The organism is Microbispora rosea (assembly GCF_900156315.1).
GTDB classification, from domain to species: domain Bacteria; phylum Actinomycetota; class Actinomycetes; order Streptosporangiales; family Streptosporangiaceae; genus Microbispora; species Microbispora rosea.
In genome coordinates, this window is the sequence record NZ_FTNI01000026.1 from 105,064 (window position 1) to 126,377 (window position 21,314).

Here is a 21,314-nt window from a genome sequence, read left to right on the forward strand (position 1 = left end):
CCGAATACGCACGGCGACTGAGAGTACGCGGCACTGTACGCCAGCCGTCCACTCTTAGACCCTATGTCCAAGAAGTCGTGATTCTATTGCGACACAAGTAGTGTCGGATTACGGAAGATCCGAATGCTTCGTACGCAGGCCGCTGCCTGAGCGCCCGATTACGCCTCATCCGCCACGGCCGTCGAACCTAGGGCGAGTTTCCGGAAGAGAGCACTCTCGTTGTGCACGCTGATCCGCCCACCCCGGTGGCTCCCTCATGCTGCGGCACCGACCGGGCCGGCCGATGCGGAAGCGGTGGCCGTCGCGGGACCGAGGAGGGGGACCACGAACCGCACGGTTACCGCAACCTCGGCGACACCGCCCGACAGCGAGCACGACCGCAGCGACGCGCCGTTGGCGACCGTGATCGCCCCCGCTCGACGACACGCCTCATCCGGGACCGCCAGCGCCACGCGAGCGGCACCGAGCGCGCCGAGGTCGGCGGCGCTCTGCGCTCGGTGTCGGGCGACGCGAGCGACGCCCACCTGGACGACGACCATCGCCATCGCCCAGACGGCGGTCATGAGGGCGATCGTCCAGATGGTCGCCGAGCCGCGTTCCCGACTGGAGGGTCCTCCGCCCCCGCAGGCCTGAAATTCCGCTCCCACGATTCGTGCTCCTCCATGTCTTCCGAGCCCATGTCCTCTGAGCCCGGGTCCTCCGCCCAGGTCCTCCGAGCCCAGGTCCCGCAAGTCCCGTCCTGCGAGCCTGGTCCTCCGAACCCCGCCCCTCCGAACCCGGCCCTTAGCTCGGTCCTTCGAGCCCCGACCCTCCAAGCCCGGCCCTCCGAGCTCGGTCCTTCGAACCCAGGCCTCCGAGTCCAAGGCGACTGCCTCGCCGCGTTCTCGCGGCTTCGGAGCCGCTCGTCATTCGCGTGCACCTGGCCTCGGCGCGACCAGGTCTTCCCGGAAGCCCGGAGACCGGTTCGCCCCCGTAGCCGCGCACAGTTACGGAAGAACGCCGGGTTCGGTGCTGGAGACGGCGGCGGCCCGGAGGCGAGCGGGCGGAAGCGGCGACCTGAAGGGCGGACGGACGGTCGCGACGATCTCAACCCGGGTGGTGTCCGCATCCACGCGGATGGTCACCGTGGCGCCCTCCGGAGCCAGTCGCCGGACTGCCTCACGCACCTCCTCGGTCACCTCGCCACGTGCAGCCGCGCGTGCGCCGGCCCGGGCCGCGTCGACGCATCGCAGTTGCGCGCCCACGATCGTCACCGCCCACAGTGCGGCGGTCAGCACCAGCACGAGGGCCGGAAGTGCGACGGCGGTCTCCGCCGTCACCGACCCTCGATTTCGCCGGGGCCGCACGTCCACCAGCCGACGTCGCGGCATCCACGCACGGCAGCGCATCACCGGAAGCCTCAGGCGGCCAGCTTCAGCGCCTTTTGGATGAGCGCGGCGAGCATCGACCTCACTTCGGCACTGGTGACCACCTTCCAGAGCAGTGCGGCGAACCCGCAGGCGGCTATCGTGCCGACGGCGTACTCCGCAGTGGACATGCCCGCGTCGGCCCTCGTCCCGGCCTGCACCGCCCACTGAAGGGTCAGCTCTCGAGCGCGGCACGAGGCTCGGGCGACCGGCTGCCGCAGCGCGGCGGACGACCTCCGCAGGACGTCGCCCATCCCCTGCACGGCGTTCCGGAGCCGGCCGAGGACCGCCCGCTGTCCCAGGCGGCCGAAACGGGTGAACGCGGATGTGCGCCCGGATCGGCCGGGCAGCGCCCTTCGCGCGGAGCGCACGAGCGCCACCCAACGTGCCGGCCGCGCCCTGTGACGGCCCACAGCGTCACCGTCTCGCCGCCGGAGGGTCGTGCCCGTCTGGTCCCTCCGGGCGGTCGCGGCGTGCTTGCTCATCGGTCCTCCTGATCCCGCTCGGGGCGGCCACTCCGCCCGTGCTGGGGCCAGACTGCGGGATCACGGATGGGCGGATTCGGGCCGAGCGCGGTTCTGTGGACAGGAGCGCTGCCGCCGCGGTTGTCCACAACGCCAGAGCCCTCATCTGTGGAGGAACGATCGGCGATTGCTGAGCTCCTGAGCGCTTTACCCACTTCGCTGTCCACAGGTGTGGATGAGGCTGTCCACAGGCTGTTCACGGCAGGAGGATCTGACCCGCCAGGCCCGCGACCATGGGGACGATCCCCAGAAAGACGAAGGCCGGCAGGAAGCAGAGCCCGAGCGGTGCGACGGCGTGGACGCCCACCCTCCGCGCCGCAGCGGAGGCCGTCGCCTGAGCCGTACGCCGGGAGTCGTCGGCCAGCCGGGTGAGGACGTCGGCGACCGGCGCGCCACTCTGCGCGGCCCGGATCATCGTCCTGGCCAGGACGGCGAGCGCCGGTTCGTCGGACAAGGCGGCCCACGCCTCCTCGGGGGGAGCCCCCAGGCGCATCTGAGCGCCCGCCCACGAGAGGCGCTCACCCAGCAGGCCCGCGATCGCGACGGCGGTCGTCTCGACTGCCCTGCTCATCGGTTGTCCTGCCCGGAGACAGGCCACGATCAGATCGACGGCGAACGGAAGGTCGGCCCCCACACGCTCCCGGAGGCGCCTGACCTCGGCCGGTTCCCGCCTGCGAACGGCGACGAACAGACCGACGGCCACCAACGTCCCCGCGCACGCCCCCGTCAGGCCACCGAGAAGCAGGAACAGCGCGATCCCCGCGGGTGCCGAGACGGCCACCCCTCGGCGTGCCGCGCTCGCGCCCATCGGCGCGGCGCCCGGTGGCCCTCCTGCCGGCGCCTCCGACGCCGCCGACGACGCGATGGCGTTCAGCCGCACGGCCGGCGAACGAGCAACCGGCCACGTCAGCATGGCCAGCGTGGTCAGGAGCCCGGCCAGCACAGCGATCATGTCTCGCTCCCCTTCCAGCAGGACAATCGTCCCCAGAAGAGCAACCGGCGTCGTCTCCCACGACGACAGCCGTCCTCTTCACCCCACGTGACACCCCGCCCGCACCCCTCCGACAGCCCCGGCGCCGCTCGCGCCGATGGCGGGGCTGTCGTTCACGGCAACGTCATTTCCTCGGCCCTGGTGACGAGCCTGTGGGTCCACCAGACGCCGGCGGCGTCGAGGGCGAGCCCGACGACCAGGCAGACGAACCCCGCCGGGCCGCCGAACAGGAACGCCAGCGGATCCATGCCGAGCCCGGCGGCCATCAGCAGGCCGAGCACGGGCAGGCCCGCCAGCATCCGGGCGGTCGCCCGGGGGCCGGACAGCTGGGCGGCGACCTCCTCTCGGTGGGCCTGCGCCTCCCGAAGAGACGCACACACCCGTTCCACCAGCGCGGTAAGGCCCCCGCCCACGGCCACGCTCACCCGCCAGCACGCGGCCAGCCGGACCAGTCCCTCGCCGCCGCGGGCGGGGGCCGCGTGCAGCAGGGCCGCGGCGACATCGCCGCCGTCACGGGCGGCGGCGACCACCGGCGCGAGCGCCGCCGGATCGGGCGGGTTGACCGAGGAGACCGCCCGCGCGAGGGCGTCGCCCGGAGTCCTGCCCGCCGACAACTCGGCTGCCAGGCTCTGGCACAGCTCAATGGACGCCGCACGCCAGGCCGCCGCCGTCGCCCCTGGCCGTGGACGGCGGGTGATCGCGGCCCAGAACCTGCGCATGTCCCGTGGCCGCCGCCTTCGTGTGAGCGACGTCAGCCGTGTCGTCCCGGCATCCGGCCCGGCCCACTCCCAGGCGGCGAGGGCGGCGGCAAGCATCGCGACCAGCCCCGGAGCCAGCCCGCCCGGCGGCGTCATGACGGCCACGAGGCCGGGCAACGTGCCCGCAGCGCCTCGAAGGACGGGCCCCGGCGCGCCCGGCCGTCCGGGTCGAAGGTCAGGGCCGGAGCCGCCGCCACCAGGCCGGACGGGCCGCGTTCGAGCACGCAGATCTCCGCGACGCGACGGCGGCCGCCGCCGGCCTCCCGCACGAGGTGGATGACGAGATCGAGCGCGGCGGCGATCTGACTGTGCACCGCCTCCCGCGTCAGCCCCGCCGCACAGGCCAGAGCCTCCAGCCGCGCGGGCACGTCGGCGGCGTTGTTGGCGTGCAGCGTGCCGCAGCCGCCTTCGTGGCCGGTGTTGAGCGCGGCCAGCAAGTCGACGACTTCCGCCCCTCGCACCTCGCCCACGACGAGGCGGTCGGGCCGCATCCGGAGAGCCTGCCGTACGAGATCGCGCAGCCCGACCCCGCCCGCGCCTTCCAGGTTCGGCGGCCGTGCCTCCAGCCGTACGACGTGAGGGTGCAGAGGCTGCAACTCGGCGGAGTCCTCGACCAGCAGCAGACGCTCCGCCGGGCCGGCGAGCGAGAGCATGGCACTCAACATCGTCGTTTTTCCAGTGCCGGTGCCGCCCGTGACCAGGAACGCCAGCCGGGCCGCCATGATCGCGCGGAGCACGGCGGCTCCGCCCTCCACGGCGAGTTCCTCCACCGTGAACGCCCGTCGTGACGGCAGCCGCAGGGACAGGCACGTTCCCTCGGCCGCGATCGGCGGGAGGACCGCGTGCAGGCGCACGCCGCCGGCGAGCCGGGCGTCCACATAGGGGCAGGCGTCGTCGAGACGACGCCCGGCCGCCGCGGCCAGGCGCTGGGCGAGCCTGCGGACCTCGTCGTCTCCCGGAAACGTCACGCTCGTCCTGCGCAGGCCGTCCCCGTCGTCCACCCACACCTCGCGCGGCCCGTTCACCAGGATGTCCGTGACACCCGGCTCGGCCAGCAGGCCTTCGAGCGGGCCCGCGCCGATGAGATGGGCGCGAAGCGTTCGAGCGACGGCCAGGACCTCGGCGTCGCCGAGCACGGCCCGCTCCGCGCGCAGGGCCGCCGCCACCTGGGCCTCGCTGGGGGCGGCACCGGTCTGCGACAGCCGTACGCGCACCGCCTCGACGAGATCCGCGCCGACCCCGGGAACGGTCGCCGGTCCTTGGCGGGTCACGGGCCACCTGCCCCGGCAGAGGGCAGGCCGGTCGTGCCGGTCCTGCGGGTCTCGGGGATCCCGCCGACGAGGGACTCGATCAGCTCGCCGCAGAAGCGGCCCAGCGGGGAGCGGCGCAGCGGCGGCGGGTCTCCCCGATCCAGCGTCTCCACGAGCCCGCGCACCTCCGGGAGCACACCTACGCACGGGACCGACAGGGAGGCCGCGACGACCTCAGGATCGAGCGTCCCGGCGCGCATCACCAGGCGCAGGTCGCCGGTCCCCGGCCGGAGCAGCGTCACCGTCTGAGCCGCCGCGAGGGCTCCTCGCAGGTCCGCCGGAACGACGACGATCGTCGCGGCGGCCCTGGCGAGCGCCTCGGCCTCGCCTTCGCCGAGATACCGGGGCAGGTCGACCACGACGAGGTCACAGCCACGCTGCGCGGCGTCGAGCACGACACGCATCGCCTCCCGGGGGATGCGCACCGGCTCGCCGCGATGCGCCGACAACACCGTGAGCTCCCCGAAGGTGGGCAGGGCGTCCTGAAGGGCGGCGAAGCTCACCCTGCCCTCCCTGCCGACGACGTCGGGCCAGCGGGCGCCCAGGGCCTCCTCCTGACCGAGCAGCACGTCGACGCCGCCGCCGAGCGGGTCGGCGTCGACGAGGAGCGTGCGCAGCCCGCCGCGGGACGCCGTCAGCGCCAGGGACGCCGCGAGGACCGTGGCACCGGCGCCGCCCTTCCCTCCCGCGATGCACAGGACCGTGCCGGCCCTGGTCACGGGCTCGGCGGCGTCGCCGAACTCCTCCACGAGGAGCCGCTCGGCCTCGGGCAGCTCCAGCACGGTGTGCGCCCCGACCGCGACGCACCTGCGCCACATGTCGGGATCGTCGGCCGTCCGCGTCACGACGACCACGTTCTGCCGGGGCGCCGGACCCGTGGCGGCGAGATCGTCGGCCAGGTCGCCGCCGACCACGACCAGCGGAGCCCTCGTCCAGTACGGCCGGGCGTGGGCCGCCGCGTGGGCGACGTCGAGTTCGACGCCCGCGGCGGCGGCGATGCGGAGCAGGTCGTCGAGGAGTTCCTGATCGTCGGTTATGGCCAGTGGGCGTGGCATCGGTGTCTCCCTGTCGTCCGGGACGACTCAGCGGTTGGGAGGACCACGATGCGAGAGGCCCCGACCGGCACGGGCGAGCGAACGGCGTTCTGTGGACGAGGCCCGGCCTGTGGACAAGACCGGGGCAGTTCAGGTCGTCCGCTTTTGACCGCAGGGAAGTCGATCGAGAAAAAGGCGACCCCCGCCGGGGGGGAGAGCGGGGGTCGCCTGGCGGTCCGGCTCTGGGGGGGTAGAGCCGGTCCCGTTTTACAAGAAAGCTTTAAACAAGGGACCAGGACATGGCAAGGGTTCGAACCCCCTCAAGCCACATCGTTCCGATGGAGACACACCGTATGCTGCCTGATCACGAGAGGTACGTCGAGAACCTCTCGCATCTGAGTAAAAATTTTTCCCAGAGTCAGTGTGGCATGTCGACATACACAGTTGCAACGGGTAAGGGAAGCGGCCACGAGGAGTCACGCCGGCCATCTCTCGCATGCGACATACGGTACGAATGTGGACAGAAGTACCAGAATGACCAAGGTGGCTCGGTAAAGGTCTTGGACGCAGGGGTTTCCATCTCAGGGAAACGGACGTAAAAAGGGATTACGGACCTGCGGGTTCGTGTACGACATCGGGTACCCACGCGCGACCAGCCGCGGGAGGCGTGTCGAGACGGGCTTGACCCGCTCCGACAGATCAGGTGCACGCTTGGTAACCCGGTGACACGTACCGGCGACGGCGTTCCACACCAGGGACGCCGTCCGCTTTGTCCGCACCCGGCGCACATCGCGACCCCCGCACCACCACCGCAGGAGCAGGCTCTACACGACCCGAGCGGACCGCACCCACCCATGCAGGCGCCGCGCACGGCGGCCCGCAAGAGCGGATCAGCGGGACATGGCCTCGCAGATCGCCGTCGTCTCACGGACGCCGTGGACGACCGCCGAGGCGCAGTGCCTCACCCACGTTCCGACGCCCTCGCTCGTGCCCTTGAGATACGCCCTGAGGCCCTCGGCGTACGCGTCGCCGAGGTCGGCGTGGCCCACCTCCACAACGGCCAGCGACTTGGGATCCAGGCCGAGGTCGACCAGCGTGAGTCGCTCGGCGGCGCGGGCGACCAGGCCGTCGGCGACACCGAAGGGACGCAGCACCGCCAGCTCCGCATGCACGATCGCGGCGAGCACGAGAGCGGGCGCCGCGGTGGACTCCTCGACCAGCGCGGCGAGTGCCGACATGCGGGCCGCCGTCTCCTCCGGTCCGGGCGCCGGGCCGAGCCCGAGCGGATCGGCGGTCGTGGGCGCGGTCCTCGGCCTGCCGGGGTCCGCGGTCAGCCCGGCCGCCGCCAGCGCGTGCAGCCGGGCGAGGACCTGCCGCGGCGCCGAGCGCCACGTCGGGGCCAGCCGGCCGAGTTCGGCCGACGCGCGCAGCGCACCCTGCACGACGGGATCGGTCACCTCGCCCATGCGCAGCGGCTCGAGCGGCACCTCGACGCCCTCGATCGCGGCGGACGCGCGGGCGCCGCGCAGGGCCGACTCGGCCGACACCTCGGGACTGCGCCGGCGCAGCACCCGGTGCCGATAGAGCCGGTCGACGGCCTCTCGGGCCTCCTGTACGGCCTCGGGCACGCCGGGAAGACCGGCGATCGCGGCCAGGGGATCGCTCACAGCCCCCGACCATACCCGCCGGTAGAAGGTCGTTCGCCGAGGAGGTGAGGCCGTTCAGCGCACAAAGGCGACGCCGGTCTCGGTCGGTTCGTCGCCTATCGCTAGGTTGGCAGCTTATAGGCGGTAACCGGACAAAACGCCCCCACCCCGATTACTTGTACTTGACACCGCTCGCCTGGTGAAGTGGGACACGACATACCCCAGCTTGGCCGAGGCGGCCGAACGAGAGACAACCTTTTTAGAAGCTACGAAGGAGTACGGAGTGGCCACCGAGACCCCCGGTCAGGAAACCCAGGAGACGCTGTCGAACCTGCTGAGCGAGACGCGCCGGTTCGAGCCCCCGGCGGACCTGGCTTCGGCCGCGAACGTCACGGCGGACGTCTACGAGGAGGCCGCACAGGACCGGCTCGCCTTCTGGGAACGGGCCGCGGAGCGGCTGACGTGGGCGGAGCGCTGGAACACCACGCTTGAATGGAAGCCGCCCTTCGCCAAGTGGTTCATCGGCGGCAAGCTGAACGTCGCCTACAACTGCGTCGACCGCCACGTGGAGGCCGGCCGGGGCGACAAGGTCGCCTTCTACTGGGAGGGCGAGCCCGAGGGCGACAGCCGTACGATCACCTACGCCGACCTGCAGCAGGAGGTCGCGAAGGCCGCCAACGCCCTGCAGGAGCTGGGGGTGCGCAAGGGTGACCGGGTCGCGGTCTACATGCCGATGATCCCCGAGCTGCCGATCACCCTGCTGGCCTGCGCCCGGATCGGCGCGATCCACTCGGTGGTCTTCGGCGGCTTCTCCGCCTCCGCGCTCAAGAGCCGCATCCACGACGCGGACGCGAAGGTCGTCGTCACGGCCGACGGCGGATTCCGCCGCGGCGCGCCCAGCGCGCTCAAGCCGACGGTCGACGAGGCGGTCGCCGAGTGCCCCGGCGTCGAGCACGTCGTCGTCGTACGCAGGACCGGCCAGGACGTCGCGTGGAGCGACCTGGACGTCTGGTGGCACGACCTCGTGGACCGCCAGCCCGCCGAGCACGAGCCGGTGCCGCACGACGCCGAGGACCCGCTGTACATCCTCTACACCAGCGGCACGACCGGGAAGCCGAAGGGCATCCTGCACACTACCGGCGGTTACCTCACCCAGGTCGCCTGGACCCACGACGCGGTCTTCGACCTCAAGCCCGAGACCGACGTCTACTGGTGCACCGCCGACATCGGCTGGGTGACCGGGCACTCGTACATCGTGTACGGCCCGCTCGCCAACGGCGCGACCAGCGTGATCTACGAGGGCACCCCGGACACCCCGCACCGCGGCCGTTTCTGGGAGATCGTGCAGAAGTACAAGGTCACGATCCTCTACACCGCGCCCACCGCGATCCGTACCTTCATGAAGTGGGGCGACGACATCCCCGCGAAGTACGACATGTCGTCCCTGCGGGTGCTCGGGTCGGTCGGCGAGCCCATCAACCCCGAGGCGTACGTCTGGTACCGCGAGCACATCGGCGCCGGCCGCTGCCCGGTGGTGGACACGTGGTGGCAGACGGAGACCGGCGGCATCATGATCAGCCCGCTCCCGGGCGTCACGGCCGCCAAGCCCGGCGCCGCCATGCAGCCGCTGCCCGGCATCGCGGCCGACGTGGTCGACGACCAGGGCAACTCGGTGCCGAACGGCGGCGGCGGCTTCCTCGTGGTCCGCGAGCCCTGGCCGTCGATGCTCCGGACCATCTGGGGCGACGACAAGCGCTACATCGACACCTACTGGTCGCGGTTCGAGGGGATGTACTTCCCCGGCGACGGCGCCAAGCGCGACGAGGACGGCGACCTGTGGCTGCTCGGCCGGGTGGACGACGTCATGCTCGTGTCGGGGCACAACATCTCCACGACCGAGGTCGAGAGCGCGCTGGTCAGCCACCCGAAGGTGGCCGAGGCGGCCGTCGTCGGCGCCACCGACCCGCTGACCGGCCAGGCCATCGTGGCCTTCGTGATCCTGCGCGGCAACGCCGAGGAGAGCGACGACATCGCCGCCGAGCTGCGCGCCCACGTGGCCAAGACGCTCGGCCCGATCGCCAAGCCGCGGCAGATCCTGGTCGTGCCCGAGCTGCCGAAGACCCGCTCCGGCAAGATCATGCGCCGGCTGCTGCGCGACGTGGCGGAGAACCGCTCGCTCGGCGACGTCACCACGCTGACCGACAGCTCCGTCATGAGCCTGATCGCGGAGAAGCTGCCCAGCGCCAAGAGCGAGGACTGAACGCGAGCCGCCTGAGCTCGTGAGGAAGGCGTGGACGAACGGCGTCCACGCCTTCCGCGTCTCCGGCACCGGCCGCCTGCCCGGCACGACGAGGAGCGCACGGATCGCCTCCGCCGTCATATTCCGGTCGTCTGCGGGCAGACCTCCGCGTGACGCGTCCGTCGAACCGGGTTATCCCCAGGCAAGGGCTTCACGTGCACCGTGCGCGGACGGGCACGAGATGATGTTTGATAGTCGCAGATAGGAGTTCGCTCATGCCCGAGGACGAATCGCTCGGTGCGCTGGTCGCCCAGGCGAGCCATCACATCTCGACCCTCGTACGGTCGGAGATCGAGCTGGCGAAGGCCGAGCTCAAGTTCGACGCGAAGCGGGTCGGCGTGGCCGCCGGGCTGTTCGGCGCCGCGGCCTTCATGGGGCACCTGTGCCTGATCCTGGCCTCGTTCGCGATCGCGTACGCCCTCGTGGCCGTGGGGCTGGCCACCTGGCTCGCGTTCACGATCGTCACGGTGTTCTACCTCCTGATGGCCGGGTTGCTGGTCTTCGTCGGCTACCGCCGGCTCAAGGGGCTGACCGGCATGAAGCGCACCAGGCGGAGCCTGCGCGGCCTGGGGGGCCCGGAGGAGGCGGAGGGGGAGCTGCCGGAGGCGGTTCCGTCCACCGTGTCGCGGCCCGCGGCCCCGGCGCCGCCGCCGTACACGGGCCCGACCGCCGGGCAGGTGGGCGCCCACCGGGAGTCCGTGAGCGATGCCGGTTGACGAGACGCTGATCGAGGTCGACGGCCCCTGGACACACCGGACGGTGCACGCGGGCGGTGTGCGCTTCCACGTGGCCGAGGCCGGCGAAGGGCCGCTGGTCCTGCTGCTGCACGGGTTCCCCCAGTTCTGGTGGACCTGGCGGCACCAGCTTCCGGCGCTGGCCGAGGCCGGCTACCGTGCCGTCGCCGTCGACCTGCGCGGTTACGGCACCAGCGACAAGCCGCCGCGCGGCTACGACCTGCCCACGCTGGCCGTCGACGCGGCGGGCCTGGTGCGCGCGCTCGGCGAGACGAGCGCGATCGTGGTGGGCCATGACTGGGGCGGCCTGCTGGGCTGGACGATGAGCGTCCTCGACCCGAAGGTGGTGCGGCGGCTGGTGCCCGTCTCGGCGCCGCATCCGCTGCGCATGCGCTCCGCGCTGTTCACCGACCCGCTCGGCCAGCTCAAGGCCAGCCGGTACGCCCTGGGGTTCCAGCTCCCCTTCCTGCCGGAGCGGAAGCTGGCCCGCAAGGGCGGGGCCGCGGTGGGCAGGCTCGTCGAGAGGTGGGCCGGACCGCAGTGGCCCGGCGACGGCGTCACGGGGGTGTACCGGGAGGCGATACGGCTCCCGGCGGTGGCGCACTGCGCGCTGGAGTACTACCGCTGGTTCGCCCGGTCCCAGCTCCGCCCCGACGGCTTCCGCTACGCCCGGCAGATGCGCGCGGAGATCGAGGCGCCGACGCTGCAGCTGCACGGCGCGCTCGACCCGTGCATCCTGCCGCGGACCGCCCAGGGCTCCAGCAGGTTCGTGGCCGCGCCGTACCGGTGGCGTCTGATCGAGGGCGCCGGGCATTTCCCGCACGAGGAGCGCCCCGAGCAGTTCAACGCCGAGCTCATCTCCTGGCTCTCCGACCCCGAACCCGACCGCTGAGCCCCGCCGGTCAACTGGGCCTCTGACGTGCCGCGGGGCACCAGGCACCGTCCGCGGCCGCCGGTCCGGCACACCGCCCTAACAGCCCGTGACCGCTCCCGGACGGTCGCCCCGGCTGCCGGATCGCTACCCGTGATCTTGTAGAAGATAGTAGAAATGTGCCCTGAAGTGGCTCAACTTCCTGGTTGATCTCCGGGCGATCCGGGAGTCGCCGGGGGCTTGCGCCGCTCCGAACCGCCCACGCGCCCTGCGGAGAGACCATGCGTGACCGTGACGAAGCGGGTCGCCCCCGCAATGCGCGCCCTCGCGACGAGTACGGCAGGCCGCTCCCCAGAGGCACAGAGGGAGTGCCCCGGGTGCCGGACGACTACGCCCCCACAGCCGAGGAGGCGCTGGAGGAGGCCAGGAAGCTGCTCGCGGCGGGCCGGCCGTTCCATGCCCACGAGGTGCTCGAGGCCCGCTGGAAGACGGGCCCGGACGAGGAACGCGAGTTGTGGCAGGGACTCGCGCAGATATGCGTCGGTCTGACGCACATCCAGCGCGGCAACCTCTCCGGCGCCGCCGCCCTGCTGACCCGCGGGTCCGCCCGGCTCGGCGCGTACGGCTCCACCCGGCCCTACCGGCTGGACCTGCGGGCCCTGGCCGTGGAGGCCGACGCGGTCACGACCGCCATCGATGAGGGGAACGCCGACGCCGGCTCCGCCATCGCCGCCATCCTGACCCGCCTGACGCCTGCTCCGCCAAGGCCGCTCTCCTGACCCGCCTGACGCCTGCTCCGCCAAGGCCGCTCTCCTGACCCGTCCGACGCTTGCTCCGCCGAAGACGCTCTCCTGAGCCGGCCGGCCCCGCATAGCGACGCGGGGGGCTAGTCGCAGTCCTGGGTGCCCACGCGGGCGACGGCGGCGCTGCCGTCCTTGGCGTCGGCCATGACCTCCTCCGCCGTGAGGGCGTAACCCGTCTCGGGCTGGTCCGTCGCGGCGGCGAAGATCACTCCGAACACCCGGCCGTCCGAGCTCAGCAGCGGCCCGCCCGAGTTGCCCGGCTGGACCTTGCCCCTGATGGCGTAGACCTCGCGCTCGACCTTGCGCCGGTTGTAGATGTCGAACGACTCGGCGCGCTGCTTGATCCTGATGCGCGCGGCGAGCGGCGTGAAGGGGTGTCCCTTCGGGTAACCCGCGATGATCGCGTTGTCGCCCTTGTCGGCTTCCAGGTCGAAACGCAGCCCGTTCATCGGAAGGCCCGGGACGAGCAGAACCGCGATGTCACGCTCGGGGTTGTACAGGACGACCTGGGCGTCGTACTGGTTGCCCTCGTAGTCGGTCACCCGCAGCCCCTCGGTGACCCCGGCGACGACGTGCGCGTTGGTCATGATCCGCTGCCGGGCGTAGACGAACCCGGTTCCCTCGATGCGCTTGCGGCAACTCGGGGCCGTGCCCTGCACCTTGACGATCGCCCTGCGGGCCCGTACGAGGGCGGGGCTGCTGTTGATCAGGCTCTGGTCCGGCGGAGGCACGTTCTGGCCGCCGATGGACGTGATGACCTGCGGCCACTCCGACGTGGTGACGAAGTCCCTGAAGCGCTTCTGCAGCGCCCCTACGCCGTCCGGGATGGCCTCGTCGACCGTCCCCCACACGACGGATCCGTTGATCTGGTCCTTGATCAGCGGCTGGCCGATGCTCATCGAGACCATCAGGGAGCCGATCAGCCAGGCGATGGCCAGAACCGACAGGCCGCTGGCGACCGAACCGCCGAAGGCGTCGACGGCCTTGGCAGGCTCCCAGGTGACGTGACTGCGGGCCACCGCGCCGATGGTCGAGGACGCGAACTGCCCGATCGTCGCGGCCAGGAAGACGATGACGATGGCTAACAGGGCCCTTTCGATGTCACCGCTGACGATCGCTCCGGCCAGGGGTGGCGCGATGAACAGGCCAAGGACGGCGCCCCCGATGAATCCGATGAAGCTGAAGGCCCCGATGATGAAGCCCTGCCGGTAACCGGATACCGCAAAGGCCACAACCAGGCCGATCAGAATGAGATCCAGAAGATCGCCGCGCACAGTTTCCACGGTATAGGCACGCCAGTCGTCGTGTGCGGGCGTCTGCCGGGTCTCGTCGCCATACGCGGCGTACGAGCACCTCGCCGGGTCAGCCCCGCGCGGCCAGGTCGACGACCTCGGGGGGAAGATCCTCGACCCGTGAGCGGTCCCAGGGACGCTCGAAGCCGGCCGCGGTCAGCACGCCGTCCAGCACGCCGGCGGTGAACCCCCACACGAGCAGGCCGCGTACGCGGAACGCCACGGAGGGGACGATGCCGGCCGGGTGGCGCAGCCGCAGCCGGTTGGCCGGGTCCACGAGCTCCGAGACCGGGACCCGCTCGACGGTCTCGACCTCGTCGGGGGACGCGGCGTGCACGGCGCAGGGCGTGTGCCACCAGGCGAGCACGGGCGTCACCCGGTTGTCGCTGCGCCAGACGTAGAGCTCGGGCATGGTGCCGACGACCTCGACGCCCGAGGGGTCGAGCCCGGTCTCCTCCTGGGCCTCGCGCAGGGCCGCACCGATCGGGCCGTCGTCACCGGGATCGACGCCGCCCCCGGGGAACGCGGGCTGGCCGGCGTGCACCCGGCCCTTCGAACTGCGCTGGATGAGAAGGATGTCGGGCCCTTCGGGCCCCTCGCCGAACAGCAACAGCACCGCGGCCGAGCGGCCGGCGCCGTTCGCCGGCGGCCGCAACGCAGTGGGAACAGGGCTGTGCGCGGCCTTCGCGGCCAGCTCCGTCAACCAGGGGGGAGCCACCGACCACCTCCACATCGTCACACCGCATCGTCACAGGGGCATGCGCGGACCCAGGCGTCCGTACAACCACGCGAGAGCATCCGAGCTTCCCGATTACCGCAGACTTATGAGAACGGTCCCGGTCGCACCAGCTTGCGCGCCTCGTCCGCGTCCGTGGGGCCGGTGCCGTACGACGGGCAGAGCGCGGCGAGGGGGCACACCCCGCAGGCGGGCTTCCTGGCGTGGCAGATGCGCCGCCCGTGCCAGATGAGCCGATGCGACAGCATCGTCCACTCGGACTTGGGGATCAGCTCGCCGACCTCGTGCTCGATCTTCACGGGATCGGTCTCGGTCGTCCAGCCGAAGCGCCTCGTCAGCCGCTGGAAGTGCGTGTCGACGGTGATCCCGGGGACGTCGAAGGCGTTGCCGAGCACGACGTTCGCGGTCTTGCGGCCCACACCGGGGAGCTTGACCAGGTCGGCGAGCTTACCCGGAACCTCCCCCTTGTGGTGTTCACACAGGGCCTGCGCCATCCCGATGATGCTGTTGGCCTTCGCCCGGAAGAACCCGGTGGACTTGATGATCTCTTCGAGTTCGGCGCGGTCGGCCCCGGCGTAGTCGGCCGCGGTGCGGTACTTCGCGAAGAGCACCGGAGTGACCATGTTGACCCTCTTGTCGGTGCACTGCGCCGACAGGATCGTGGCGACCAGCAGCTCCAGGGGGTTGCCGAAGTCGAGTTCGCAGTGAGCGTCGGGATAGGTCTCGGCCAGGATCCGGTTGATTCGCCGCGCCCGCCGCACGAGCCCCAGGCGGGTCTCGGCCTGGCGCTGACGCCGTCGGGGAGCGGCCGTGTTCGTCGCCATGCCGCAAGCGTAGGGCCTCGCATCCCCGGCCCGCGCCCAGGTCATGGCTTGCCACACATGCCACATATCCAGCCTGTATTTGCCAATTTGTCCCTACGCTGCGCAATACACTGTGCCCGTAGGGGGACGACCGGCTGCCCGAGCCGGTCGAGCGCGCAGTGGGCGTAAGGATAGGTTTCCGCCAAGATTGTGTTGTTTCGCCAGGCACGACGCACACGAGTGCGAGCCGGGAGCCATGCCCATGCGACGTAACGGGATACCCCGCAATACGTCGTGGAAGGTGTGGGTCACAATGGCTAGCACGGAGCCGGCGACCGAGCGCGCCCGCAGCAAGGAGGCACCGTGAGCACCGAGGAAGTACTGAGCAAGGCGCCGCTGTTCTCCGCGCTCGACCGCGAGAGCGCCGCGGCTCTGCGTACGAGCATCACCGAGGTGGAGCTGCCCAAGGGCCGCACCCTCTTCAGTGAGAACGAGACGGGCGACCGGCTCTACGTGGTGCTCGAAGGCAAGATCAAGCTGGCGCGCACCGCTCCGGACGGCCGGGAGAACCTGCTGAGCGTGCTCGGCCCCGGCGAGATGTTCGGCGAGCTGTCGCTGTTCGACCCCCGCCCGCGTACGGCCTCGGCCATCGCGCTGACCGACGTGCGCCTGGCCGGGCTCGGCCACGACGACCTGCGGCCGTGGCTGACCGGACGGCCCGAGGTCGCCCTCCACCTGCTGCGTGCCCTGGCCCAGCGGCTGCGCCGCACCAATGACGTGCTCGCGGACCTCGTCTTCACCGACGTCCCCGGCCGCGTCGCCAAGCAGCTCCTCGATCTGGCCGACCGCTTCGGGCAGAAGACCGACGACGGCATCCGGGTGCACCACGACCTCACCCAGGAGGAGCTCGCCCAGCTCGTGGGCGCCTCGCGGGAGACGGTCAACAAGGCCCTGGCCGACTTTGCCCAGCGCGGCTGGCTGCGCATCGAGGCCAAGGCCGTCGTGATCATGGACAGGGAGCGGCTCTTCAACCGCTCCCGCTGACCGCTAGAGCGTCTTGAGGTAGTTGAGCTGGGCCGCCACCGACATCTCGGCGGCCGGCCACAGTGACCGGTCCACGTCGGCGTAGACCATCTCCACGATCTCGCGCGCGTCTCTCGCGCCCCTGCGGATCGCCTCGCGGATCTGGTCCAGCCGCTCGCGCCGGTGGGCGATGTACGCGTCGAGCGTCCCGGAGGGATCGGGCAGGACGGGCCCGTGCCCCGGCAGCAACACCGCGGCCTCCAGCATCTCGGCGCCCTGCCTGAGCCTGTCCAGGCTGCGCAGGTAGTCGCCGAGGTCCCCGTCGGGCGCGATGACGGTCGTCCCCCGGCCGAGGATCGTGTCACCGGTCAGGATCGCCCGGTCGCCGGGCAGCCAGAAGCACAGCGAGTCGAACGAGTGCCCCGGCGTGCCGACGACCCGGACCTCCACGTCGCCCGCCGTCACCACGTCGCCGTCGGCCAGTCCCTCATCGCCCAGGCGGAGGCGCGGGTCGAGCGCCCGCACCGGCGCGCCCAGCATCCGCGCGAGCGTCGTCGCGCCCTCGCTGTGGTCGGGGTGGCCGTGTGTGAGCAGGACGGCGGTCACCCGGCGGCCGTCCACCCGCTCGGCGACCCGCCGCAGGTGCGCCTCGTCGTCGGGGCCGGGGTCCACGACCAGTACGGCGTCCGCCCCGCCGACGATCCACGTGTTGGTGCCGTCGAGGGTCATCGGCGACGGATTGGGCGCCAGCACGTTCACGGCGCTCGCCGTGCCCGCGCCGTCAAGGCCGCCGGAGGCGTCACGACCGGCGCCACCACCGACGCCACCACCGCCGACGCCGTCACGAGCGTCGGTGCCGTCCGGTCCGGGGATGCGCAGGCCGCTCACTCGGCCGCCTTTCCTGTCTCGGGAATCATCAGCACCATCCGCCCGTCCACCTCGGCGGGCTCCGGCATGACGGTCGTGATCGACCGGGGGCAGGCGAGCACATCGCCGGCCGACTCGAACGCCGCCATCTCGGTCAGCGTCCGGAAGGTGGGCGGCAGCATGCGCGCCGTTCCCGCCTTCGCGGCGGCCAGCGCGTCGCCCGGCCGCATCCAGGCCACCCCCGACGCCTCCCCGCCCACGTCACGCGTACGCTGCCCGGGGGGCAGAGCCGCCACGAAGAAGCGGGTGTCGAAGCGCCGGGGCTCCATGACGGGCGTGATCCAGTGCGCCCACGCCTTGAGCAGGTCGGACCTGAGCACGAGACCACGCCGGTCGAGGAACTCGGCGAACGACAGCGTGCGCGCGATCAGCGCGAGGCGGTCGGCCTCCCAGCTCGGGCCCGTCGTGTCCGTCACCACCGTGTCCCGGCCGGGCCCGGCCAGGAGCACGCCCGACTCCTCGAACGTCTCGCGTACGGCGGCGCAGACGAGGCCCCGGGCCGTTCGCTCGTCGGCCCGGAAGACCTCGCCCCACTCGGCGGGCGACGGGCCCGCCCAGGCCACCATGTGGTCGGCGTCCCGCGGGTCGACCGACCCGCCGGGGAACACGTAGGCGCCGGCGGCGAAGGCCATCGTGGCCTTGCGCCTGAGGAGGTACACCTCCAGAGGGCTGTCACGCAGCAGCACCACCGTGGCCGCGTCCCTGGCGGGGACGGGAGCCAGGCGGCCGGCGAGGAACTCCCGCGCCCGCTCGCCGACCTCGCCGGGCAGCGGAAACCCCATGAGGCCCTCCAGAACAACAATCGGGTCAACCGGCCCCCATGCTCCCCCACGCGTTCGCGGAACCGCAAACCCCGGTTCCGGCCCGCCGTACGGTCAGCGGACCTCCGCGATGACCTCCACCTCGACCGGGGCGTCGAGCGGGAGGACCGCCACCCCGACCGCGCTCCTCGCGTGCTTGCCCGCCTCGCCGAACACCTCGCCGAGCAGCTCGCTGGCGCCGTTCACGACCTGCGGCTGCCCGGTGAAACCGGGAGCGCTCGCGACGAACCCGACCACTTTCACGATCCGCACGACCTGCGACAGCTCACCCACCAGCGCCTTGATGGCCGCCAGGGCGTTGACCGCGCAGATGCGCGCCTGTTCCTTGGCCTCCTCGGCCGAGACCTCCGCGCCGACCTTGCCGGTGACGCCCAGCTCGCCCTTCACGAGCGGAAGCTGGCCGGAGGTGTAGACGTGGTCGCCCGTCCGTACGGCGGGCACGTACGCGGCCAGCGGGGGCACGACCTCGGGCAGCGTGAGCCCGAGCTCGGCGAGGCGCTCCTCCGGGGTGGCCATCACTTCGGCCGCTTCATGTAGGCGACCAGCTGCTCGGGGTTGGGCCCCGGAATGACCGAGACGAGCTCCCACCCGTCCTCGCCCCAGTTGTCCAGAATCTGCTTCGTGGCGTGCGTGAGCAACGGCACGGTGACGTATTCCCACTTGGTCATGGGCAAAGGCTATCGATGCACGGCGCGCCGGGGGCGCTCAGGAACGCCGTTCGCCGCGAGGCGTGCGGGCGTCCGCGACGAACGGCGTGCCGGGCAGGCCGGCCGGGGCGGAGGACATCCACACGGGCACCTCATCGCGAGGATCCCCATGTGCACTTTTTGCGTGCGGTCGACGATCGGGACGATCAGGTGCAGACCGGGACTCGGCACTGGGCAAGCGCGCATTGGCGAACCCTTACCCCATCCACGCGCAAGCCGTACCTCCGGGTCCCTACTGGGGACGACCCCCGCGTATCGGCAGGTGACCCTTGGGTAGCCTTCCTCACGTGGGCGAGTGGAGCAGGCACGCCGACGGGAACCACCGCGCGACGACCCGCGGACGCGATCTCGCCGGCCGTCCGGAGGAGGCACGGTGAGTCAGCCGACCAGCAGTCGCGGCGGGAGCAACGGGGAGGCCCGTGACACCGACTGGGACGGCGTGCGCCTGCACATAGTGAGCGGCAAGGGCGGCACCGGGAAGACGACGGTCGCCGCCGCGCTCGCGCTGGCCCTGGCGGCGGGCGGGCGCAAGGTGCTGCTCGTCGAGGTCGAGGGACGGCAGGGCATCGCCCAGGCGTTCGACCTGCCGCCGCTGCCGTACGAGGAACGCAAGATCGCCGTGGCGCCCGGCGGCGGGGACGTGTACGCGTTGGCCGTCGACCCCGAAGAGGCCATGCTCGACTATCTCGAGATGTTCTACGGCATCAAGCGCGTGGGCAAGGCGCTGACCCGCATGGGCGTGGTCGACTTCGCCACGACCATCGCCCCCGGCCTGCGGGACGTCCTGGTCACCGGCAAGACCAGCGAGGCCGTACGGCGTCGCGACAAGCTGGGCCGGAGGGTGTACGACGCGATCGTCATGGACGCGCCCCCGACCGGCCGGATCGCCCGCTTCCTGAACGTGACGCAGGAGGTCGCCGGGCTGGCCCGGGTCGGGCCGATCAAGAACCACGCCGACCTGGTGCGGGGCGTCCTCGCCTCCCCCGAGACGGCGGTCCACTTCGTGACGCTCCTGGAGGAGATGCCCGTCCAGGAGACGCTGGACGGCATCGAGGAGCTGCGCACGACCGGCCTGCCGGTGGGCGGCGTGTTCGTCAACATGGTGCGCCCCGCCGGGCTGCCCGAGGGTGTGCTGGAGGCGGCCAGCCGGGGCCGGTTCGACTCGGCCGAGCTCGCGCTGGGCCTCAAGGCGGCCGGGCTGACGGACGTCACGGCCGACTCCTCCGCGGTCGCCGAGGCGCTCGCCCGTGAGGTGACCGAGCACGCCCTGCGGACCGAGCTGGAAAAGCGCGAGCGCGTCGCGCTGGAGGAGGCCGGCGTGCCGCGGTACGACCTGCCGCTGCTGCCCGACGGCGCAGACCTGGCCGGGCTCTACGAGCTGGCCGACGCGCTGCGGGCCCAGTCTGTCGCGTGAACTGTGCTGCTGTGCCCTGCGTGACCTGCTGATCGAGTGCATCGAGTGAGAGGCTGAGCTGTGACGAGGACGGCGCCCGCGCTGGACATCGACGCGATCCTGGATGATCCGGACACCCGGATCATCGTGTGCTGCGGTTCGGGCGGCGTCGGCAAGACCACGACGGCCGCGGCCCTCGGGCTGCGCGCCGCCGAACGGGGCCGCTCGGTGGTCGTCCTGACCGTGGACCCCGCCAGGCGGCTCGCCCAGGCCATGGGCCTGACCGAGCTCGACAACACCCCCAGGCGCGTCCACGATGTGGACGGCGCCGGAGAGGCCGGCGGCGAGCTGCACGCCATGATGCTCGACATGAAGCGGACCTTCGACGAGATCATCGAGGCCCACGCCGACCCCGAGCGCGCCCAGCAGATCCTGACGAACCCCTTCTACCAGTCGTTGTCGTCCAGCTTCTCCGGCACGCAGGAGTACATGGCGATGGAGAAGCTGGGCCAGCTGCGCCGTTCGAACGAGTGGGACCTGATCGTGGTGGACACCCCGCCGTCGCGGTCGGCGCTCGACTTCCTCGACGCCCCCGAGCGCCTCGGCCGGTTCTTGGACGGCAGGCTGATCCGCATCCTCACGGCGCCGGCCAAGGCGGGCGGGCGCAGCGCGTTCAAGCTGCTCAACGCCGGTTTCGGCATGGTCGCGGGCATCCTTACCAAGGTGATCGGGGCCCAGGTGCTCCGCGACATCCAGATGTTCGTCACCGCGCTCGACGCGGTGTTCGGCGGTTTCCGCCAGCGTGCCGAGCAGACGTACCGGCTGCTCCAGGCGCCCGGCACGGCGTTCCTCGTCGTCGCCGCACCCGAGCGCGACGCGATGCGCGAGGCGTCCTACTTCGTGGAGCGGCTGGCCGACGAGCGCATGCCGCTCGCCGGGCTGGTCGTCAACCGCGTACACCGGCCGCTGGCGCCGTCACTGTCGGCGGCACGCAGCTCCGCCGCCGCCGAGGACCTGGACGCCAAGGGCGAGCACGAACTCACCGCGGCCGTGCTGCGGTTGCACGCCGGAAGGATGCAGCTCGCCTCACGGGAGCAGCGCCAGCAGGAGCACTTCACCTCGGCGCACCCGACGGTGCCCATCGCACAGGTGCCCGCGATGCCCGAGGATGTGCACGATCTGGCGGGACTTCGCCAGATCGGGCAACTCCTCGCGTCCTGAAGACGCGACGTCCGT

22 protein-coding genes are annotated in these 21,314 nt (G+C 71.7%); 7 read left to right on the plus strand and 15 right to left on the minus strand.

What is annotated here, in order from left to right:
• Positions 1-254: 254 nt before the first annotated feature.
• The 8 genes from BXA11_RS30570 to BXA11_RS30605 form a co-directional block, all read right to left on the minus strand.
• Complete coding sequence (locus BXA11_RS30570; RefSeq protein WP_076440069.1) at positions 255-647, minus strand: Rv3654c family TadE-like protein; 393 nt, start codon at positions 645-647, stop codon at positions 255-257.
• Between the two features lie 339 nt (positions 648-986).
• A complete protein-coding gene (locus tag BXA11_RS30575) occupies positions 987-1,370 on the minus strand; it encodes a TadE family type IV pilus minor pilin (RefSeq protein WP_239104862.1) in 384 nt (127 codons plus the stop codon).
• A gap of 29 nt (positions 1,371-1,399) precedes the next feature.
• The gene (locus BXA11_RS45670) at positions 1,400-1,891 is read right to left on the minus strand and encodes a DUF4244 domain-containing protein (RefSeq protein WP_308441008.1); all 492 of its coding nucleotides are present in this window, start codon (positions 1,889-1,891) and stop codon (positions 1,400-1,402) included.
• A gap of 235 nt (positions 1,892-2,126) precedes the next feature.
• Positions 2,127-2,882: a type II secretion system F family protein gene (locus tag BXA11_RS30585; RefSeq protein ID WP_239104863.1), complete on the minus strand. Its 756-nt coding sequence runs from the start codon at positions 2,880-2,882 to the stop codon at positions 2,127-2,129.
• 152 nt (positions 2,883-3,034) lie between these two features.
• Complete coding sequence (locus BXA11_RS30590; protein ID WP_076440132.1) at positions 3,035-3,775, minus strand: type II secretion system F family protein; 741 nt, start codon at positions 3,773-3,775, stop codon at positions 3,035-3,037.
• Positions 3,772-4,950 carry a TadA family conjugal transfer-associated ATPase gene (locus BXA11_RS30595; protein ID WP_083744683.1) on the minus strand — a complete coding sequence of 393 codons (1,179 nt, stop codon included), beginning with the start codon at positions 4,948-4,950 and terminating at the stop codon, positions 3,772-3,774. Before BXA11_RS30595 ends, BXA11_RS30590 begins: the two co-directional genes overlap by 4 nt.
• A complete protein-coding gene (gene ssd / locus BXA11_RS30600) occupies positions 4,947-6,044 on the minus strand; it encodes a septum site-determining protein Ssd (RefSeq protein ID WP_076440071.1) in 1,098 nt (365 codons plus the stop codon). The genes BXA11_RS30595 and ssd overlap by 4 nt, the downstream gene beginning before the upstream one ends.
• 869 nt (positions 6,045-6,913) lie before the next feature.
• A complete protein-coding gene (locus BXA11_RS30605; protein WP_076440073.1) occupies positions 6,914-7,690 on the minus strand; it encodes a Fic family protein in 777 nt (258 codons plus the stop codon).
• A 262-nt stretch (positions 7,691-7,952) separates the two neighbouring features.
• Here BXA11_RS30605 and acs point away from each other — a divergent pair, with 262 nt between their 5' ends.
• The 4 genes from acs (at position 7,953) to BXA11_RS30625 (ending at position 12,352) form a co-directional block, all read left to right on the plus strand.
• Positions 7,953-9,929, plus strand: a complete 1,977-nt coding sequence (gene acs / locus BXA11_RS30610) for an acetate--CoA ligase (RefSeq protein WP_076440075.1) — start codon at positions 7,953-7,955, stop codon at positions 9,927-9,929.
• Positions 9,930-10,183: 254 nt separating this feature from the next.
• Complete coding sequence (locus BXA11_RS30615) at positions 10,184-10,684, plus strand: phage holin family protein (protein WP_076440077.1); 501 nt, start codon at positions 10,184-10,186, stop codon at positions 10,682-10,684.
• A complete protein-coding gene (locus tag BXA11_RS30620) occupies positions 10,674-11,594 on the plus strand; it encodes an alpha/beta fold hydrolase (RefSeq protein ID WP_076440079.1) in 921 nt (306 codons plus the stop codon). The genes BXA11_RS30615 and BXA11_RS30620 overlap by 11 nt, the downstream gene beginning before the upstream one ends.
• A 356-nt stretch (positions 11,595-11,950) precedes the next feature.
• On the plus strand, positions 11,951-12,352 hold the full coding sequence (locus BXA11_RS30625) for a DUF309 domain-containing protein (RefSeq protein WP_239104864.1): 402 nt from the start codon (positions 11,951-11,953) through the stop codon (positions 12,350-12,352).
• A 107-nt stretch (positions 12,353-12,459) separates the two neighbouring features.
• Here BXA11_RS30625 and BXA11_RS30630 read toward each other — a convergent pair whose 3' ends face one another.
• From BXA11_RS30630 to nth, 3 genes are all read right to left on the minus strand, one after another.
• The gene (locus tag BXA11_RS30630; protein ID WP_076440083.1) at positions 12,460-13,650 is read right to left on the minus strand and encodes a MarP family serine protease; all 1,191 of its coding nucleotides are present in this window, start codon (positions 13,648-13,650) and stop codon (positions 12,460-12,462) included.
• An 88-nt stretch (positions 13,651-13,738) separates the two neighbouring features.
• Positions 13,739-14,401, minus strand: a complete 663-nt coding sequence (locus tag BXA11_RS30635; RefSeq protein ID WP_030506763.1) for an NUDIX hydrolase — start codon at positions 14,399-14,401, stop codon at positions 13,739-13,741.
• 89 nt (positions 14,402-14,490) lie between these two features.
• Entirely contained in the window at positions 14,491-15,228 is a 738-nt protein-coding gene (gene nth, locus BXA11_RS30640) for an endonuclease III (RefSeq protein ID WP_030506762.1), read from the minus strand.
• Positions 15,229-15,570: 342 nt separating this feature from the next.
• Between nth and BXA11_RS30645 the strand changes: the two genes are divergently transcribed.
• Positions 15,571-16,251: a Crp/Fnr family transcriptional regulator gene (locus BXA11_RS30645; protein WP_030506761.1), complete on the plus strand. Its 681-nt coding sequence runs from the start codon at positions 15,571-15,573 to the stop codon at positions 16,249-16,251.
• Between the two features lie 3 nt (positions 16,252-16,254).
• On the opposite strand, the gene BXA11_RS30650 is transcribed toward BXA11_RS30645, so the two are convergent.
• From BXA11_RS30650 to sp36, 4 genes are all read right to left on the minus strand, one after another.
• Entirely contained in the window at positions 16,255-16,989 is a 735-nt protein-coding gene (locus BXA11_RS30650) for an MBL fold metallo-hydrolase (protein ID WP_076440134.1), read from the minus strand.
• 125 nt (positions 16,990-17,114) lie between these two features.
• Complete coding sequence (locus tag BXA11_RS30655) at positions 17,115-17,939, minus strand: NUDIX hydrolase (protein WP_076440085.1); 825 nt, start codon at positions 17,937-17,939, stop codon at positions 17,115-17,117.
• Between the two features lie 93 nt (positions 17,940-18,032).
• Positions 18,033-18,494 carry a RidA family protein gene (locus BXA11_RS30660; RefSeq protein ID WP_076440087.1) on the minus strand — a complete coding sequence of 154 codons (462 nt, stop codon included), beginning with the start codon at positions 18,492-18,494 and terminating at the stop codon, positions 18,033-18,035.
• Complete coding sequence (sp36, locus tag BXA11_RS42510) at positions 18,494-18,646, minus strand: Sp36 family protein (protein ID WP_076440089.1); 153 nt, start codon at positions 18,644-18,646, stop codon at positions 18,494-18,496. The genes BXA11_RS30660 and sp36 overlap by 1 nt, the downstream gene beginning before the upstream one ends.
• Positions 18,647-19,058: 412 nt before the next feature.
• On the opposite strand from sp36, the gene bagA reads away from it, so the two are divergent.
• Both bagA and bagB read left to right on the plus strand, forming a co-directional pair.
• Entirely contained in the window at positions 19,059-20,099 is a 1,041-nt protein-coding gene (gene bagA / locus BXA11_RS30670; RefSeq protein ID WP_076440091.1) for an ATPase BagA, read from the plus strand.
• Between the two features lie 60 nt (positions 20,100-20,159).
• Positions 20,160-21,299: an ATPase BagB gene (gene bagB, locus BXA11_RS30675; protein ID WP_076440093.1), complete on the plus strand. Its 1,140-nt coding sequence runs from the start codon at positions 20,160-20,162 to the stop codon at positions 21,297-21,299.
• The last annotated feature ends 15 nt before the right edge of the window (positions 21,300-21,314 follow it).

Bases quoted from the DNA above. Each gene is read 5' to 3' on its own strand.
- BXA11_RS45670 (WP_308441008.1), bottom strand. From the start codon at position 1,891: ATGAGCAAGCACGCCGCGACCGCCCGGAGGGACCAGACGGGCACGACC.
- BXA11_RS30615 (WP_076440077.1), top strand. From the start codon at position 10,184: ATGCCCGAGGACGAATCGCTCGGTGCGCTGGTCGCCCAGGCGAGCCAT.
- ssd (WP_076440071.1), bottom strand. From the start codon at position 6,044: ATGCCACGCCCACTGGCCATAACCGACGATCAGGAACTCCTCGACGAC.
- BXA11_RS30575 (WP_239104862.1), bottom strand. From the start codon at position 1,370: ATGCCGCGACGTCGGCTGGTGGACGTGCGGCCCCGGCGAAATCGAGGG.
- BXA11_RS30590 (WP_076440132.1), bottom strand. From the start codon at position 3,775: ATGACGCCGCCGGGCGGGCTGGCTCCGGGGCTGGTCGCGATGCTTGCC.
- BXA11_RS30585 (WP_239104863.1), bottom strand. From the start codon at position 2,882: ATGATCGCTGTGCTGGCCGGGCTCCTGACCACGCTGGCCATGCTGACG.
- sp36 (WP_076440089.1), bottom strand. From the start codon at position 18,646: ATGACCAAGTGGGAATACGTCACCGTGCCGTTGCTCACGCACGCCACG.
- BXA11_RS30620 (WP_076440079.1), top strand. From the start codon at position 10,674: ATGCCGGTTGACGAGACGCTGATCGAGGTCGACGGCCCCTGGACACAC.
- nth (WP_030506762.1), bottom strand. From the start codon at position 15,228: ATGGCGACGAACACGGCCGCTCCCCGACGGCGTCAGCGCCAGGCCGAG.
- BXA11_RS30660 (WP_076440087.1), bottom strand. From the start codon at position 18,494: ATGGCCACCCCGGAGGAGCGCCTCGCCGAGCTCGGGCTCACGCTGCCC.
- BXA11_RS30655 (WP_076440085.1), bottom strand. From the start codon at position 17,939: ATGGGGTTTCCGCTGCCCGGCGAGGTCGGCGAGCGGGCGCGGGAGTTC.
- BXA11_RS30635 (WP_030506763.1), bottom strand. From the start codon at position 14,401: ATGTGGAGGTGGTCGGTGGCTCCCCCCTGGTTGACGGAGCTGGCCGCG.